The 16,246-nt window shown below is 60.6% G+C and carries 16 protein-coding genes; 8 read left to right on the top strand and 8 right to left on the bottom strand.

All coding sequences use genetic code 11. The annotated features are described in order from the left end of the window. The first annotated feature begins 6 nt into the window (after window positions 1-6). The 5 genes from ACG74X_RS05685 to ACG74X_RS05705 all read left to right on the top strand — a co-directional run bounded on the left by ACG74X_RS05685 (window position 7) and on the right by ACG74X_RS05705 (window position 4,082). Entirely contained in the window at window positions 7-411 is a 405-nt protein-coding gene (locus ACG74X_RS05685; RefSeq protein ID WP_411233182.1) for a DUF1499 domain-containing protein, read from the top strand. Window positions 412-688: 277 nt separating this feature from the next. Next, on the top strand, window positions 689-1,072 hold the full coding sequence (locus ACG74X_RS05690; protein WP_411233183.1) for a nuclear transport factor 2 family protein: 384 nt from the start codon (window positions 689-691) through the stop codon (window positions 1,070-1,072). Window positions 1,073-1,383: 311 nt separating this feature from the next. Beyond that, the gene (gene prfA, locus ACG74X_RS05695; protein ID WP_411233184.1) at window positions 1,384-2,430 is read left to right on the top strand and encodes a peptide chain release factor 1; all 1,047 of its coding nucleotides are present in this window, start codon (window positions 1,384-1,386) and stop codon (window positions 2,428-2,430) included. Then, window positions 2,427-3,260: a peptide chain release factor N(5)-glutamine methyltransferase gene (prmC, locus tag ACG74X_RS05700; protein WP_411233185.1), complete on the top strand. Its 834-nt coding sequence runs from the start codon at window positions 2,427-2,429 to the stop codon at window positions 3,258-3,260. Before prfA ends, prmC begins: the two co-directional genes overlap by 4 nt. Before the next feature lie 201 nt (window positions 3,261-3,461). Then, entirely contained in the window at window positions 3,462-4,082 is a 621-nt protein-coding gene (locus ACG74X_RS05705) for a DUF4167 domain-containing protein (protein ID WP_411233186.1), read from the top strand. A 21-nt stretch (window positions 4,083-4,103) separates the two neighbouring features. On the opposite strand, the gene rsmA is transcribed toward ACG74X_RS05705, so the two are convergent. Genes rsmA through lptF form a run of 6 tightly spaced genes read right to left on the bottom strand, consistent with a single transcriptional unit; the run spans window position 4,104 to window position 11,529 of the window. Next, window positions 4,104-4,949: a 16S rRNA (adenine(1518)-N(6)/adenine(1519)-N(6))-dimethyltransferase RsmA gene (rsmA, locus tag ACG74X_RS05710; protein WP_411233187.1), complete on the bottom strand. Its 846-nt coding sequence runs from the start codon at window positions 4,947-4,949 to the stop codon at window positions 4,104-4,106. A gap of 59 nt (window positions 4,950-5,008) precedes the next feature. Continuing rightward, window positions 5,009-5,977: a 4-hydroxythreonine-4-phosphate dehydrogenase PdxA gene (pdxA, locus tag ACG74X_RS05715; RefSeq protein WP_411233188.1), complete on the bottom strand. Its 969-nt coding sequence runs from the start codon at window positions 5,975-5,977 to the stop codon at window positions 5,009-5,011. Then, entirely contained in the window at window positions 5,974-7,203 is a 1,230-nt protein-coding gene (locus tag ACG74X_RS05720; RefSeq protein ID WP_411233189.1) for a peptidylprolyl isomerase, read from the bottom strand. The genes pdxA and ACG74X_RS05720 overlap by 4 nt, the downstream gene beginning before the upstream one ends. Continuing rightward, window positions 7,191-9,344 (bottom strand): LPS-assembly protein LptD, encoded by a 2,154-nt coding sequence (locus ACG74X_RS05725; RefSeq protein ID WP_411233190.1) that lies wholly within the window; start codon window positions 9,342-9,344, stop codon window positions 7,191-7,193. The genes ACG74X_RS05720 and ACG74X_RS05725 overlap by 13 nt, the downstream gene beginning before the upstream one ends. After that, window positions 9,344-10,438 carry an LPS export ABC transporter permease LptG gene (gene lptG / locus ACG74X_RS05730; RefSeq protein WP_411233191.1) on the bottom strand — a complete coding sequence of 365 codons (1,095 nt, stop codon included), beginning with the start codon at window positions 10,436-10,438 and terminating at the stop codon, window positions 9,344-9,346. The genes ACG74X_RS05725 and lptG overlap by 1 nt, the downstream gene beginning before the upstream one ends. Continuing rightward, window positions 10,435-11,529: an LPS export ABC transporter permease LptF gene (gene lptF / locus ACG74X_RS05735; RefSeq protein WP_411233192.1), complete on the bottom strand. Its 1,095-nt coding sequence runs from the start codon at window positions 11,527-11,529 to the stop codon at window positions 10,435-10,437. The genes lptG and lptF overlap by 4 nt, the downstream gene beginning before the upstream one ends. 168 nt (window positions 11,530-11,697) lie before the next feature. Between lptF and ACG74X_RS05740 the strand changes: the two genes are divergently transcribed. The 3 genes from ACG74X_RS05740 (at window position 11,698) to lpdA (ending at window position 15,148) form a co-directional block, all read left to right on the top strand. Continuing rightward, window positions 11,698-13,173 carry a leucyl aminopeptidase gene (locus tag ACG74X_RS05740; RefSeq protein WP_411233193.1) on the top strand — a complete coding sequence of 492 codons (1,476 nt, stop codon included), beginning with the start codon at window positions 11,698-11,700 and terminating at the stop codon, window positions 13,171-13,173. 4 nt (window positions 13,174-13,177) lie between these two features. After that, a complete protein-coding gene (locus tag ACG74X_RS05745) occupies window positions 13,178-13,636 on the top strand; it encodes a DNA polymerase III subunit chi (RefSeq protein ID WP_411233194.1) in 459 nt (152 codons plus the stop codon). Between the two features lie 120 nt (window positions 13,637-13,756). Then, window positions 13,757-15,148 carry a dihydrolipoyl dehydrogenase gene (gene lpdA / locus ACG74X_RS05750; protein WP_411233195.1) on the top strand — a complete coding sequence of 464 codons (1,392 nt, stop codon included), beginning with the start codon at window positions 13,757-13,759 and terminating at the stop codon, window positions 15,146-15,148. A 65-nt stretch (window positions 15,149-15,213) separates the two neighbouring features. Here the strand turns inward: lpdA and ACG74X_RS05755 are convergent, their stop codons facing one another. Beyond that, a complete protein-coding gene (locus ACG74X_RS05755; protein ID WP_411233196.1) occupies window positions 15,214-15,957 on the bottom strand; it encodes an SDR family NAD(P)-dependent oxidoreductase in 744 nt (247 codons plus the stop codon). A 54-nt stretch (window positions 15,958-16,011) separates the two neighbouring features. Further along, window positions 16,012-16,239 (bottom strand): hypothetical protein, encoded by a 228-nt coding sequence (locus ACG74X_RS05760; protein ID WP_411233197.1) that lies wholly within the window; start codon window positions 16,237-16,239, stop codon window positions 16,012-16,014. Between the last annotated feature and the right edge of the window lie 7 nt (window positions 16,240-16,246).

Raw genomic sequence — 16,246 nt, forward strand, 5'->3', positions numbered from 1 at the left:
GTGAAGATGATTTTCTGGACAATCGTATTGATTATCATAGCCGGTTTGGCATGGATCAGATTGGCCCCGTCAGACCCCGCTGTCTGGCATGTCGATCCCATGGTCACCGCGGATCAGGATCTGGCAGGCGGCGTGCGCCGCCGTATTCCCGCCGAGCCCGGCACGTTTGCGGCCCTTGATCGCATCATCCTTGCCACGCCGCGCACCGAAGTGCTGGCCGGTAGCGTCGAGGACGGCAAAGTGACCTACATCACCCGCTCGCAATGGATGGGCTTTCCCGATTATACCACCGTGATGCAGAATGACGACGTGCTGGAACTGCACGCCCGCCTGCGGTTCGGACAGTCCGACATGGGCGTCAACAAGGCGCGCGTCGAGGGGTGGTTGCAGCGTTTGCCCGCACCGGAATAGGTCGAGCGAGGACGCCGTGGGTATTTGCAAAGCGAAGGCCCGAGGACGGACGAAGCGGGCTTTCGTTGACCGTCCAAGACTGTGTCGGGTTCGACGGACCGTTCGACAAAGGAATTGAATCAGCGATCGACCCTTCAATCAAGCAAGAGTTTTTCAAACAAATCAGCCCACTTTGCACATTCGTCGGGATGCAGCGAATGTTCGGTCTTGCTAGTTGACCTCTACCTAACTTGAGATTTCAGAGTAATGAAATCGCAAGAATCAAAGGAGAACAATTTTGGACAAGCAGGACATTCAAGATTGGTTAGATCAATATGGGCAAGCATGGGTCGAGGGCGACCCCCAACAAATCGTCGGTCTATTCACGAATGATGCTACCTATCAGGAGACCCCATTTGTTGAGGCGATGGTGGGACATGCCGCTATCAAGAAATATTGGCAGGAAGGGGCGTCAGACGCCCAAGAAGATGTAGAATTCACATCAAAGGTTTGGGCGGTTGATGGCGACACCGCCGTCGCCGGTTGGGAAGCAAAATTCACCAGAAAGGCGTCTGGGGCAAGAGTAGAATTGAACGGAGCGTTCCGCTTGAAATTGCGAAAATACTCAGAGCGACTTCTTTGTGAAAGTCTTGAGGAATGGTGGCACCGGCGAGAAATCTGATGCGAAGAAATCAATGTCAGAAAGCTGACATTGGTCGGTGGACAGCTCCGTCCGCATAGCCGCCGTTTCAGACTGTCCCAAAAACGCTCATTTTCGGAACCTACCAAGACTGGCCGGTTTGAACCTGGCCAGAAACCCCGTTCAAAACTCAAACAGGTGTTGAAGGTGTCTGGCCTGCCTCATGTCAACCGATGCTCGAACGCGGTGCAGCATCCTCCGCTCTGGATATGACGCCGCCATTCGACGCGTTTGATGCGTTTGCCGAGACATCGCTCTTGACCTGCCGCCGTCGGTCAATCACATCCAGTCCCATGATCCCTGAAGACCGTTTGCACCAGATCACATCGCGTTTTGAATATCTTGAGGCCCAAATGGCCGAGGGATCGGGCGATATTGCCGCTTTGGGCAAGGAATATTCCGATCTGCGCCCGGTGGTGGATCAGATCGCCGAATGGCATCAGGTGCGCGCCGATCTGGCCGAGGCCGAGGCGATGCTGGACGATCCCGAGATGCGGGAGCTGGCGCAGGAAGAGCTGCCTGCGCTCAAGGCGCGACTGCCCGAGGTCGAGCACGCGCTGCAACTGGCGCTGCTTCCGCGGGACAAGGCCGATGCGCGCCCTGCGATGCTTGAGATTCGCCCCGGAACCGGCGGCGAAGAGGCTGCCTTGTTTGCTGGTGATCTGCTGCGGATGTATCAGCGCTATGCGGAATCCCGGGGCTGGCGGTTCGAGATCATCGAGGAACAGTCAACGGAAATCGGCGGGATCAAGGAGGTCGTCGCGCATATTACGGGGGACAATGTCTTTGCGCGGCTGAAATACGAATCCGGGGTCCACCGTGTCCAGCGGGTGCCCGAGACAGAATCGGGCGGACGCATCCACACCTCTGCCGCAACCGTTGCGGTGCTGCCCGAAGCCGAAGATGTGGACATCCAGATCAACGCCAATGACCTGCGCATCGACACCATGCGCAGTTCAGGCGCGGGTGGACAACACGTCAACACCACCGACTCCGCCGTGCGGATCACCCACTTGCCCACCGGGCTGGTGGTGACCAGCTCCGAGAAATCCCAGCACCGTAACCGCGAGATCGCGATGCAGGTTCTGCGGACCCGGCTGTTTGATCTGGAGCGGCAAAAGGTCGATGACGAACGATCGGCGGACCGCAAGTCACAGGTTGGCTCGGGGGATCGGTCTGAACGCATCCGCACCTATAATTTTCCGCAGGGCCGGTTGACCGATCATCGCATCGGCCTGACCCTTTACAAGCTGGACGCGGTGATGGGCGGCGATCTTGACGAGGTCATCGACGCGCTCACCGCCGATGCACAGGCCACAGTGCTGGCCGAGATGACGTGACCCATGACGCCAAAACGGCGTTGCACAAAGCCCGCCAGCATCTTGCGCTGGCAGGCTCTCCGAGTGCGGCGCGCGATGCAAGTGCGCTGATGGACAAGGTGCAGGGCGACGCGCCCCCGTGGACGCCGCTCAGCGATGTGCAGATGGCACAGCTTGATGGCTATATTCAACGCCGTGCCCGGCGCGAACCGATCAGCCATATCGTTGGCAAACGGGCCTTCTGGATGCATGACTTTGAGGTGTCCCCGGACGTGCTGGACCCGCGCCCGGAAACGGAAACACTGGTGGATGTTGCGCGTCAGCAGCCGTTTGACACGGTGCTTGACCTGGGAACCGGCTCTGGCTGTATCCTGTTGTCGCTGCTGTATGAACACCGGGATGCGCGCGGGCTTGGGGTGGATCTGTCGGCCGCCGCGCTTGATGTGGCGCGGCGCAATGCTCAGATCGTGGGGGTTTCGGATCGGGTCACATGGCGTGTGTCAGACTGGTTTGGCGATGTCGGTACGCGGTTTGACCTGATCGTGTCGAACCCGCCCTATATCGCCGAAGACGAAATGCCGGGTCTGGCCCCCGAACTTGGGTTCGAGCCGCGCATGGCGTTGACCGACGGCGCAGATGGGCTGACCAACTACCGCATCTTGACACGGGACGCGCCGCGCCATCTGCGCCATGGCGGTCGTCTGATGGTCGAAATCGGCGCGACACAGGCGGCACCTGTCACCGCGCTTTTTCAAAAGGCGGGGTTTCAGCAGATCACGGTGCATCCTGACCTCGATGGCCGCGACAGGGTCATCTCCGGCGTTTTCTCGCCACAAACCGACAGTTTTTAAGCGCGTCTCAAGGTTTTTTGCATAGTTTACCCTTGTAAGCATGGGGAGGACATGTTTACTCAGGATATATCGCTGCGGTCGAGGTGTTTTCCGCCTCTCGCGCGATAGTAAGCCCAAACATGGTTGCCATTGCAGATTTACCGCGCACGAAGCGCACACGCCAATGGCAGAAACAGCTGACAGAAGGCTGAAAAGTTACAGATGCGCTCTTCTAATAAACGCTCGCGGAACAAGTCGAACCGCAACCGCTCCAGTTCCGTCGGGAATGTCGTCAACCGTGTGTTTGACAGTTCCGGACCCGAAGGCAAGGTGCGCGGAACGCCACAGCAGATTATAGATAAATACAACCAGCTGGCGCGTGATGCCCAGCTGAGCAATGATCGCGTGAACGCTGAAAACTTTCAGCAACATGCCGAACACTACATGCGGATGCTGTCCGAGGCGCAACGCGAACAGGACGCGCGCCGCGAACAGCAGGAACGTGAAAACCGAGAACGTCAGGCGCAACGCGATGCCGAACGGGCCGCGCGTCAAGAGCAGGACCAGCAAAAGCAATCCGATGACGCCTCCAAATCGGGCAATCCTGATCCGGCCCATGCGCCGCAACCGGATGTGGTAGAGGTCACGTCAGACGATGACAGCGGCTTGGTCGAAACGCCCGAAGCCAAGGCAGAGGACACGCCGGCGGAAAAGCCCAAGAAACCCCGCGCACCGCGCAAGCCGCGCAAAAAGCCCGAACCCAAGCCCGAACCCGCAGCGGACGCGACAGAGGCTCCGGCATCGGACACGACAGAGACACCGACACCGGACGCGGCGGAATAAGCGCAGGTCAGCGACGGGCGGTCAGCTGTGTTGCGACAGCTGCCGCGCCAGGGCGCAAAACCCTTCGACGGACACGCGCTCCGCACGATCCGTGGGGGCAATGCCCACTGCGGTCAGATGGTCTTCGATCTGCGCCGACAGGCCCTTAAGGGACGCGCGCAACATCTTGCGACGTTGATTGAAGGCGGTCGCGACAACCCGTTCCAGCATCTTGGCATCGGCCTCGAACCGGGGCCTGTCCAGCGCGCGCAGATGCACCACGGCAGAGCTGACCTTGGGCGGCGGGGTGAATGCTTCGGGTGGCAGATGCATGGCAATCTGCGCCTCGCAGCGCCACTGCGCCAGGACCGCCAGCCGCCCATAGGCTTTGGACCCGGGCTGCGCCACGATCCGCTCGGCGACCTCTTTCTGGAACATCAATGTCAACGTGGTCCAGACCGGTGGCCAGTCCGGTGGTGTCAGCCAACGCACCAGCAGTTCGGTGCCCACGTTATACGGCAGGTTGGCACAGATCGCGATGGGCGGTGTCAGACGCTCCAGCGGGTTGATGGCCAGTGCGTCGCCCTCCACCACCTCAAGCCTGCCCGGATAGGCGGCGGCAATCTCGGCAAGGGCCGGCAAACACCGCGCGTCCTTCTCGACCGCCAGAACCTTGCGCGCGCCCTCGGCCAGCAAACCACGGGTCAAGCCACCCGGGCCTGGACCGACCTCCAGCACATCCATGCCGGTCAAATCCCCGGCCTGGCGGGCAATTTTGGCGGTCAGGTTCAGATCCAGCAGAAAATTCTGCCCCAACGCTTTCTTTGCGCTCAGATCATGGGTTGCGATCACCTCGCGCAGCGGGGGGAGGGTGTCAATACTGGCCACTTATTGCGTCTTCTTTTTATAAATATGCAAATGCTGTCCCATCCGCCCCTGCGCCTCGGCTAGTGTTGGGCGGCGACCAGCGTCCACGCCAGTTTTAGCGCTTCGATGGTCGATGTCGGATTGGCCTGTCCGGTTCCCGCAATATCAAACGCGGTGCCGTGGTCGGGTGAGGTGCGCACAATTGGCAGGCCCAGCGTGACATTGACACCGCGATCGAAATCCAGCGTCTTGATCGGGATCAGCGCCTGATCGTGATACATGCAAATCGCCGCGTCATAGGTCGCGCGCGCTGCCGGATGGAACATGGTGTCGGCCGACAGCGGCCCGGCAATCTGCAGCCCCTGCGCGCGCAGCGTGTCGAGCACGGGCACAATAAGGTCAAGCTCTTCGCGCCCCATACGTCCGCCTTCACCTGCATGCGGGTTCAGACCAGCCACGGCAAGGCGCGGTTGGGCGATGCCGAACTGGGACACCAGCGCGTCATGGGTGATTTGGATGCGGGTTGTCAAAAGCGCAGGCGTCAGCGTTGATTTTACATCGGACAGCGGAATGTGGATGGTCACCGGAACAACGCGCAAATCAGGTCCGGCGAGCATCATCACAACGTCCGGTGTATCGCACAGATGGGCCAGAAATTCCGTGTGTCCGGGAAAGGAAAACCCCGCGCCCTCTTGCAGGGCCTGTTTGTGAATGGGAAGCGTACACACCCCACCGGCCTTGCCGCTTGAGGCAAGCGCTACGGCGCGTTCTATCGTGGCGATCACGCCTTTGGCCTGTGCAGGTTGTGGCACGCCCGGTGTGCGCGGGCCCTGAAAATCGTGCCGCAGCACAGGCAGGGCCGTGCCCTGGGGATCAACCTCGTCAGGGGCCGCGATTTCGATCCATGGGGTGCCCTTTGGCAGATGGGTCGGATCTCCGACCAGGAAAAACGGCACCTCGCCGCGCAGCGCGTCAAACACGGGCCCGACAAGATCAGGACCGATCCCGGCGGGCTCTCCGATGGTCAGGGCAATGGGCAGCGGCGTCATTGCTCGATGATACGGGCATCGGCACGCAACTGCGCCAGATAGCTGTCCGCCAGCGATTCCAATCGCTGGTTTCGCAGGCCCACGGCAAATTGATTGCGATCCACATCCTGGTTGATCTCGGCGGTGCGTCCGCAGAGCATCAGAAACATCAGGGTCTGACTGTTGGACCGGGTCAGCGCCGTAGACACTTCGCCCGGATCAAGTTTGGACAATTCGAACGCGATATCGGTCGGAAGATCTGCCGGGGGCAGGGCCTGACGCTCCAGCACCTCGGGGGGCTGTCCCTGGGCGACGCCGTACAGGTCATCGCAGCGATCCACCTTGCTGGCCAGAACGCGGGCTTGCGCGAGTGTGGCATCGCTGCGGCCGCCGGGCATGTAATAGGCGGCGTATTCAATCGCCGAATAGGTGGGGGCGGAAAAGCCGGTCTCCTCGATATCGCGTAGCTGGAACAGGGCGATGGCGTTGGGGATGGGCAGCGGGGCTGTCACCTCGCCGGGGGCCAGCGCCAGCACCAGAGGGCGCAGCACAGGGGGCAAATCCTCGATGTTTTGCCAGGGCAGGCGGCCGCCTGCGCCGCGTGTGGCGGTGGCAGAGTAGCGTCGCGCCTCTGACGAAAACGCGGCCTCTGTCGTGATCTGGCTGATTCTTTCGGCCCTTTGCTGCACCGTTTCGGCCTGTCCCGGCGGGGCGGGCATGATGATTTCGGACAACAACACACGCACTGACGATCCGCCCGACGCCCCCAGCGCGCGATCGACCTCTTCTTCCGAGACGTTCACACGTCCCGCAAACCGCGCCTGCACCAGCAAACGCCAGCTGAGCCCGGCGCGCACGAAGTCGCGGAAGGTTTGCGCAGCAACCCCGTTGCTTTCCAACGCCTGAAGGAATTCTTCGCGACTCAGCTCCGCCCGTCGGGCAAATTCGGTCATGCCGTCCAGCACTTCTTCCGGTGACGGCACAATGCCAGCCTGTTCGGCGGCCTGGATGCGCAGCCGGTCTTCGATCAGCTGTTCGCGGGCCAGCTCTTTGACATTGCCGGGCGCGCGAAGCACCGTGAGCATCCGTTCGCGCTGATCAATCTCATAGGCCGTGACAACGCGGTCATTGACGCGGATGACGGGCGCAAACAGGTTTTGCGCCGGGGCCTGGACCGGGCCGAATGTCAGGGCAATGCCCAGTGCGAAGGCGCTCAGGTGGCGCATTGATGTGTTCAATAGTTGCATGAACGACGATACTCCTTGCCGCTGCCGCCGGTGCTGAACCCTGTCAGCGCGACGGTCAGGCCGAAATCGGTAGATGGTTCAAGATTAGTGGAAGAGGCAAAGCTGCGCGAGACCGAAAAGTCAACTGCAACACATTCATTCCGGTATTCCGCCCCGATACCCGCTTTCAGGAACTGTCCTTCGGCGATGTCGTACCGGGTATTGCCCGTCGCGGTCCATTGGCGGTCGATGTTATAGCGCCCGCTGACACGCCATTGGGATTGGGCATCGCTGCGGTCTTCTGCCGGGTCAGTGGTCAGCAGGATATAGGATGCGCCCAGCGAATATTGGTCCTGCGTCAGATTTGCCCGGATTTCGGCTTTGGTGAAGCGGGTGTCCTGCGTGTCATAAAGACCACGCGCCAGCAATTGTATTCCGGTTTGATGCGAAAACTGTCCCGCCACCAGCCAATCCGAAGCGGTCTCGTCCAGACCCGAAGAGCGTGAAAACGCGTCATCCAGATCTTCGCGCCACACCCGGCCCAGCGTCAGAGCGGCGCGCCAGCCGTCGGGATCTTGGCGCATCCAGCGCAGACCGGCCGCGCCGATCAGCCCACGTTCGCGACGGTCCGCAGCCGGAAACCGCGACAGGGACAAAAGGTTGCCTTCGTCAAATTCCACCCGCGTGCTTTCGTCATTGGGCACGTCGGTCCGGTCGCCGCCGATCCAGCCCAGCTGTGCTATCGGCTCTAGCAGAACCCGCGCACCGGTCTGGGTTCTTTTGACCAAGGGCCAGCGCAATTCCACCGAGGCCGCCGGGGTGAATTGCGTGACATCGCCTTCATTCGCGGCGTCCTGCTGAACGGTGAAATGGTCAAGCCAGATTTCGGTGACAGCACCCGCGCGCACACCCGCAGGCATTGTCCAGCGGTCCCGCCAGCTGAGGCCGATGTTCAAACGGGCCGCATCGCGCCCGTCCACAATCGTATCGGCATCGGGTCCGTCAACATCGTTATCGGAATAGCGATAGTGGCTGTGCGCGGCGACACCAAGCCGCACTTCGCCGCCCAGACGTTTTGGGAAGAACCGCCGATCATAGCGCAGATCGCCGATGATGGTGGGCTGAGTGGCGTTGTTTTCGCCGTCGGTCAGGCTTTCGTAATGGATGATCCCGGTTGAAAAAAACGCATTTCGCGTCGTGTTCGACAGGGTGAGGGCGCTGTCCAGGCGGTCTTTCTTGAAGGCGCTGTTATAGTCGTTCAGATAGGCGTCGTCGCTAACGGCCTCGATGTCAAACGACAGGCGGAAGCCGCGCGGCAGTTGAAAGGCACCTTCGGCAAAAAACAGGCCGCGCAGGTCACCGCTTTCCAACGTGTCCTGGCTGATCGCCGCGTTCACCGTGATATCGCCGGTTCTGAACGCCTGCCGATAGCGGCCTTCAAGTGTTCGCGTGATCGGTGACAGGTAGGGCGTCAGCGTCAGGTCGGCATGGTCGCCAATCGGAATGAAATAGGGAAGTTTGATCCCGAACCCCAGCAGGGTCGAGGTTTTGAGTTCAGGGATCAGAAATCCGCGTGCGCGGTCCAATGTGGGGTCCGGCAGGCGCAAGCGCGGCAGGTAGAACACCGGAACCCCCATGATTTGCAGCTGGGCGTCGTCAAAATAGATCTGGCGCTCCTGGGCGTCATGGACAACGCGGCTGGCGCGGATCGCCCAGAGTGGGGGTTGATCGCTGCCGCAGACCTGACAAGAGGTCGCGGCGATCTGGCTCATCGCTGTGTAGCGCCCATCCACGCGGGCGGCACGGGCCGAGGCGATTTGCAGCTGTTCATCCAGCACAAACCTGGCGCTTTCCAGCAGGCCATTGCGAAATCCCTGATCCAGCTGTGCGGCAGAGGCGGTCAGGATTTCTCCGGTTGGCTGCGTGATGCGGATGGGCCCTTGTATATCAAGCGTGTCATTGGCCCGATCGTAAATAATGCTGCTTGCGGTCAGGCGCGTTCCATTGTGCACCGCTTCGACATTGCCGGTGGCCACCAGAGTGTCGCCACCTTGTTCCACCAGCACCGAATCCGCCAGCAGCATGACATCGCTGTCTTGCGCCCGCGCGACCGAGATCTGCAGACCAAGCGCACATCCTATGGCCAGCAAGACACGCCGCATCACCCGTCCTCTCTGTGCAGGATAAGACCAAGCGCCAGCAGCACCGATGCCAAAGGCGGCACCCAAGCCGCTGCAAGCGGGTTCAGTTGACCGTTTTCTCCGAGGATCTGGGCAAAGTTGCGGATGTAATACAGGGTAAAGCCCAGCATCACCGCAGACAGCACGGCCACACCTGTGCCGCCCATCCGGCTATGGCGCATCGTGAACGCTGCGCCGATCAGGACCATGGAAATCAGGAATACCGGTCGGGCCAGTTCCATCTGTAACCACACCGAATGCCGCCGCGCCGAGAACCCGGCATCTTCAAGATCGGTGATAAAGTTGCTCAATTCCCAAACCGACACCGCAGAGGGGCGTCCGAACCGATCCCTGATATTGTCTTCGGTCAGGGTAGACGACACGATGAGTTCGTCATGCGCGACTGCGTTTGTTTCCGGATTGACCCCGGCCACCAAAGGCCAGACCTTGGCCTGGCTCAGCACCCATTGACCCGGCTCCAGTTCGGCCTGTTCGGCCTGAATACGCCGCAGCGGTCCGCCGCCCTCGGCATAGGCCACAAACATCACATCGTATAAAACAGTCCCGTTCGGATTGGCCCGCGCCGCGCGGATCACGGTTTGCCCGCGCCGGTCGCTTTGCCGCAGCCACAGGCCCTCGGCCCCGATCGACAAGGCAGAGGTGCCGCCATTGCGGTAGGTTTCGCGCAGATCGGAATAGGCTTTCGAGGTTGCCGCAACGATCGGATTGCCCATGGCCACAGCCAAGCCTCCGATGATGGCCGCAACCGTCAGCGGACCCACCAGCGCGGCCAGTCCCGAACGTCCGGCGGCGCGCACAACCACCAGTTCAGACGAGCGCGCCAGCGCAACGAACAAGGCAATTGAGGACAGGATCATCACCAGTGGCAGGATCTGATACATGCCTTCGGGCGTGTTGAGCAGTGTCAGGCGCATCACTTCGCCAAAACTGACCGAGCTGTCCAGACGGCGGATCTGTTCCACCAGATCAAGCAGCACCTGAAACAGAAAGAACACGCCAAAAATGGCAAGGAAGGTCCAGAAAAACCGGCGTGCGAAATACAGATGCAGCGTCATGGCGTCACCTCGGTGCCAGACACCCGTTTTGGCCTGAACGGGCGGGCTGCGATATGCAGCACCAAACCGGCAATGGCCAGACCCACCAGCGATGGCAGATAAACCAACGGCCACAGCAGCGCATTGTTTCGGGTGGGATCGGTTACTGCGCTTTCCACCAGTTTGACAATGACCAGCAAAAAGATCGCCACAATGATCTGCCGCCCCACACCAAACCGGCTGAAACTGCCGGTCAGAAGGGTGGAAAACCCGATCAGCGCGGCCACAAGGCCCAAAAGCGCTTGCTGGAAGCGGCTGTGCAATTCCTCAAAGATGCGCGACATCGGCGTTTGCGTCAGCGCCGCCATGTCCTCGGGGCGGGTGATCAGATCCCAGGTCGCCATATGATGCGGCCGCAGGTTGAGATTCTGGCTCTGGGCGATCAGATCGCCGACATCATATGTGAAATTGGCAAAAATGGTGGTCGATAACGTGTTGTCTTCCTTTTGCAATGTTTGTGCCAACCCGCTGACCATCACCAAACGCGGTCCCTCATCGCTTTGCACCACATAGGCGCGGTCGGCGGTGTAGGTCACTTCGCGGTCGGCTTGCCGGCGATCCGACAGGTAGACATCGCGCAATTCGCCTTCGGGGGAGATCTGGCGGATGAAAAACGTCACGCCAGGGCCGGGATGCAGAAACGTGCCTTCCCGCAGCAATCGCGCGCTGACCGATCCCGAAATATCCACCTCGCGTTCCTTCAGCTGCGAAATCGACGCCGGGACCAGAAAATGTGTGAGCACCGACATCATCACCGCAACAATGAGGCCGAACACCAGAACCGGACGCGCCAGACGCCAGGGGCTATAACCTGTGGCCTGAACAACCGTCAGTTCCGAATCCCCGATCAGCCGGTTGGTGACGTAAACGGCGGCCGCGAATGACGCCATCGGCAGCACCAGCGCAATCACGCTGGGCAGGCTCAGGGCGGAAAATTCAAGAAACACAGCCGCGGAATGCCCATCTGCGATCAGCCGATCAAACAGCAAAACCGCGCGGTTCACCCAATACACGGCAACCAGCACCAACGCGAAGAACCCAAAGAGCACCATGAGTTGCGACAGCACGTATCTGTCGAATCTTGGCAAAGCGGACCCTTTCCTACGACATAGAGTAGGCTTACATGACCCTACACCCTAGGGTTTGGGCGAAAACCCGGCTCTGGTCAACTGCGCGTGCGGGCGCTACCCCTATGTTCAAACATATTTACGGAGTAAAAAATGGCGGATCTTCGCGCAGTCACCTTTGTCCCTGTTGATCTTGATGGATTGGTCACCGCCCAAGGGCGCATCGCGGTCTGTATCACACCCGATCTCAAACTCAGCGCAGGCGCGCGTCGGCTGAACCGGTTGACCAAAGGCGCGGTGGCCCGGGCGACCGCCTCTGAGGCATGGGACAGCTTGTCCGAAGGTAAGGTCATGTCCCTGTCCTGGCCTGCGGGGCTGGAGGTTGAAGCGGTGGATATTGTGAAACTGCCGCGCCGCCCCTCGGCCGAGCTGGCGCGCAAGGCAGGAGCCGCTTTGGCGGTGGCAAGCGGCGCGTCCGCCCTGACGGTATTGATGGAAGGCACCACGCGGGTCGAAGAGTTTGCGCTGGGTCTGGTTTTGCGGGGCTATGGGTTTGACGACCACAAATCCAAGAAATCCGATGCGCTGGGGGCGGCGACCGTGATGTGCGCCAAACCCGAAGAGGCCGAGGCCGCCGCGGCACCGCGTCTGGCGGTTGCCGAAGGTGTCCATTTCACCCGTGATCTGGTCAATGAACCAGCCAACATTCTGACGACAACTGAATTTGCAACCCGACTGGAGGGGCTGCGCGATCTTGGCGTCGAGGTCGAGGTGCTGGAAGAAAGCGCGTTGGAAAAGCTGGGGATGCGGGCGCTTTTATGTGTCGGCCAGGGATCGTCCAGCCCGTCGAAAGTGGCCATCATGCGCTGGAAGGGCGGTGACGCGGAGGCAGCCCCTCTGGCGTTGATCGGCAAGGGGGTGGTGTTTGACACGGGCGGGATCTCTCTCAAGCCCGCGTCCGGTATGGAAGACATGACCATGGATATGGGCGGTGCCGGCGTGGTTGCCGGTGTCATGCATGCCATTGCCAAGCGCAAGGCCAAGGCCAATGTCGTGGGGATGGTCGGGCTTGTGGAAAACATGCCATCGGGAAATGCGGTGCGTCCGGGGGATGTTGTGGCGTCGATGAAGGGCGACACGATTGAAGTGGTCAATACCGATGCCGAGGGCCGTCTCGTTCTGTGCGATGTGATGTGGCACGCGCAAGAGACCGAAAAGCCCGCGGCGCTGATTGATCTGGCAACGCTGACCGGGGCCTGCATCATTGCGTTGGGGCATGAAAACGCCGCTGTCTATTCAAATGACGAACCTCTGGCCACCGCATTCCTCAAGGCGGCCAAGACCGAGCAGGAAGGCGCGTGGCGCATGCCTTTGGGGCAGGCGTATGACGACATGCTCAAATCGCCGGTGGCCGATATGAAAAACATCGGGGGCCGGCCTGCCGGATCTGTGACCGCAGCGCAGTTTTTGCAGAGGTTCGTCAAAGAGGATATGCCGTGGATTCACTTGGACATCGCAGGCGTTGCTCATGTGTCACGTGATCTTGATCTGTCACCCAAAGGGGCCACAGGATGGGGCGTTCGGGCGCTGGATCGGCTGGTTGCTGAACAGTTCGAAGCCAAGGAGTGACACCTTGGGAGCCGCGTTTTTCTATCACCTGACCAACACTCCGCTGGAAGCGACCTTGCCCATGCTTTTGCGCAAGGCCTTGGGGGTTGGCTGGCGGGTGGCGGTGCGCGGCACCGATGCGGCACGTCTGGACTGGCTGGATCAAAAGCTGTGGCTGGGGCCGGAAGAGGAGTTTCTGCCACATGGTCTGGCCGGGGGAGCCCACGACGCGGCGCAGCCTGTGCTGTTGACGACCAACCTGCAATTTGAAAACGCCGCACACTGCCTGATGAGCATCGACGGCGCAGAGGTTCAGCCCGACGAGGTGACGCGTCTGGAGCGGGTCTGCGTGTTGTTTGATGGCAATGACCCACCGGCGGTCGAGCGCGCGCGCGATCAATGGCGGTCGCTGACCGCGGCCGGATGTTCAGCGCAATATTGGTCAGAGGCGTCCGGGCGCTGGGAAAAGAAGGCAGACGCCTGATAATCGTACGCAAACAACACAAAGGTCTGTCTGGCCCATTTCGCCCGACCCCCATTGTCGCGTCAGAGCCTTTCGCCTACGCTTTCGTCCAACCCTGAACCTTTGGGAGGAGAGCAGGCCATGAGCAAAAGCTTTGACATGATCGTCATAGGGGCCGGACCCGGCGGATATGTCTGCGCCATTCGCGCCGCACAACTGGGACTGACCGTGGCGATTGTCGAGCGTGAGCATCTTGGCGGCATTTGTCTGAACTGGGGCTGCATTCCGACAAAGGCCATGCTGCGCACCTCTGAAGTGTTCCACCTGATGCACCGCGCCAAGGATTTCGGGCTGGCGGCACAGGGCATCAGCTATGATCTGGACGCGGTGGTCAAACGGTCGCGCGGGATTGCGAAACAGTTGAATTCCGGGGTCGGTCACCTGCTGAAAAAGAACAAGGTTCCCGTGTTCATGGGCGAGGCGACGGTGCCCGCCAAAGGCGTTGTTTCGGTGAAATCTGACAATGGCGTGCAAGAGCTGACCGCCACATCCATCGTCCTGGCCACAGGCGCACGGGCGCGCGAATTACCGGGGCTGGAAGCGGACGGTGATCTGGTCTGGACCTATAAACATGCGCTGGTTCCAAAGCGGATGCCAAAGCGGCTGCTGGTGATTGGATCTGGGGCCATCGGCATCGAATTTGCGAGCTTTTACAACGCGCTTGGCGCGGACACGACCGTTGTTGAGGTCATGGATCGCATTCTGCCGGTCGAAGATGCCGAGATCAGCGCCTTTGCAAAAAAGCAATTCGAAGCGCAAGGCATGACGATTCGTGAGGCGGCCCTGGTCAAGCAGCTGGATCGCGGGGCCGGATCGGTGACGGCCCATATCGAACAGGGTGGTCATGTGACCAAAGACACATTTGACACGGTGATTTCGGCTGTGGGTATCGTGGGCAACACCGAAGGGCTGGGGCTTGAGGCGCTTGGTGTGACGGTCGAGCGCAGCCATGTGGTGACGGACCCGCAGTGCCGAACCGGTGTTGAGGGCGTTTTTGCGATCGGGGATCTGGCCGGGGCACCATGGTTGGCGCACAAAGCCAGCCATGAAGGGGTGATGGTGGCCGAGCTGGTGGCGGGTGGGCATCCGCATGCGGTCAGCGCCGACAGCATCGCGGGGTGCACCTATTGCCAGCCGCAAATCGCCAGCGTCGGGCTGACCGAAGCGCAGGCGACAGAGCAGGGATATGACATCAAGGTGGGACGCTTTCCTTTTATCGGCAACGGAAAGGCCATCGCCCTGGGAGAACCGGAGGGGCTGGTGAAAACGGTGTTCGACAGCAAAACCGGGGCCTTGCTTGGGGCCCATATGGTGGGGGCCGAGGTGACAGAGCTTATTCAGGGCTATGTGATTGGTCGCCAGTTGGAGACCACCGAGGAAGATCTGATGCAAACCGTTTTTCCACATCCGACTTTGTCAGAGATGATGCATGAAAGCGTGCTGGATGCGTGGGGACGGGCCATTCACTTTTAAGGGCGTGTCAACACTTTTCTAAGATTCTTGGTGGCTGAGGGGCTGTTCGCGGTCCGCTATCCCGGTCACACGTGTTGGCCGCCGTTCACTTCAATTTCGGTGCCGGACACATAGGCGCTTTGGCCTGAACACAGGAAATAGATCACATTCGCCACTTCGCAGGGTTGTCCCAATCGGCGCATCGGCAATTGTTCCACAATTTTGTCAGTGCCGTCGCTCAGGATGCTTGTTTCCACTTCGCCCGGAGCGATGGCGTTCACCCGGACCCCCAGCGGCCCGAAATCATGCGCCATCTCGCGGGTCAGTGCGGCAAGGGCCGCTTTGGACGTGGCATAGGCCGCGCCGGCAAAGGGGTGGACCCGTGCGCCCGCGATGGATGTGACATTGACAATGGCTCCCTGCGCCTTGGCGAGCTCATCCTTCAGCCCGCGTCCCAGAACAACCGAGGCAAAGAAGTTGACGTGAAACACCTTGCCCCAGTCGCGCAGATCGGTGTCGAGCGTGCTCAGCCGTTCACCCTGGGGCCCTTTTGGTGACACCCCGGCATTGTTGACCAGCGCGTCGAGCCGCCCGCCATCCAACCGGTCCTTGACCACGCGCACCGCATCCATTGTCTGTTGCGGATCGCTCAGGTCGACCTGGATATGATTGCGCTCGCCGCCGGGCCAGGGGCAGTCGGGGGAAAAGGCCTGTCGCGAACAGCTGATCACGCGCCAGCCTTCGGCGGCGAATTTCTTGACCGTGGCATGGCCGATGCCCCGGCTTGCGCCGGTCAAAAGCAGGGTGCGGGGGGGATCGGTAACAGACATGATCGCAGCTTAGTCCAAGCTGGCATCCGGCGCGAGGTGCATTTGTTCCAGGCGTCAGCCGGGTGGCTTGATGCTGCCGTCGACGCGACCTTTGATGAAGGCGCGTGCCTTGCGTTCTGCCAGGCGAACGCGGATGGCTGTCAGAAACGCCTCTTCCAGAGTGGTGGAGGCGGCTGCAAGTTCCGCCGCGACCTCCATGAAGAAGCGGTCATCTTCCAGATCGCTCATCGCTTTGAGCGTGTCTTCGGCAAGCTGTTCGGCAAGATCCTCGACCATCGACATAGCGGTT

The sequence above is a fragment of the Marivita sp. S0852 genome (assembly GCF_046591575.1).
Classification (GTDB): Bacteria; Pseudomonadota; Alphaproteobacteria; order Rhodobacterales; family Rhodobacteraceae; genus Marivita.

Coding starts and splice junctions, on each gene's coding strand:
- ACG74X_RS05720 (WP_411233189.1), bottom strand. CDS start 7,203: ATGCAACTATTGAACACATCAATGCGCCACCTGAGCGCCTTCGCACTG.
- ACG74X_RS05685 (WP_411233182.1), top strand. CDS start 7: ATGATTTTCTGGACAATCGTATTGATTATCATAGCCGGTTTGGCATGG.
- ACG74X_RS05760 (WP_411233197.1), bottom strand. CDS start 16,239: ATGTCGATGGTCGAGGATCTTGCCGAACAGCTTGCCGAAGACACGCTC.
- lptF (WP_411233192.1), bottom strand. CDS start 11,529: ATGGTGCTCTTTGGGTTCTTCGCGTTGGTGCTGGTTGCCGTGTATTGG.
- ACG74X_RS05755 (WP_411233196.1), bottom strand. CDS start 15,957: ATGTCTGTTACCGATCCCCCCCGCACCCTGCTTTTGACCGGCGCAAGC.
- prfA (WP_411233184.1), top strand. CDS start 1,384: ATGATCCCTGAAGACCGTTTGCACCAGATCACATCGCGTTTTGAATAT.
- pdxA (WP_411233188.1), bottom strand. CDS start 5,977: ATGACGCCGCTGCCCATTGCCCTGACCATCGGAGAGCCCGCCGGGATC.
- ACG74X_RS05740 (WP_411233193.1), top strand. CDS start 11,698: ATGGCGGATCTTCGCGCAGTCACCTTTGTCCCTGTTGATCTTGATGGA.
- lptG (WP_411233191.1), bottom strand. CDS start 10,438: ATGACGCTGCATCTGTATTTCGCACGCCGGTTTTTCTGGACCTTCCTT.
- ACG74X_RS05725 (WP_411233190.1), bottom strand. CDS start 9,344: ATGCGGCGTGTCTTGCTGGCCATAGGATGTGCGCTTGGTCTGCAGATC.
- lpdA (WP_411233195.1), top strand. CDS start 13,757: ATGAGCAAAAGCTTTGACATGATCGTCATAGGGGCCGGACCCGGCGGA.
- ACG74X_RS05705 (WP_411233186.1), top strand. CDS start 3,462: ATGCGCTCTTCTAATAAACGCTCGCGGAACAAGTCGAACCGCAACCGC.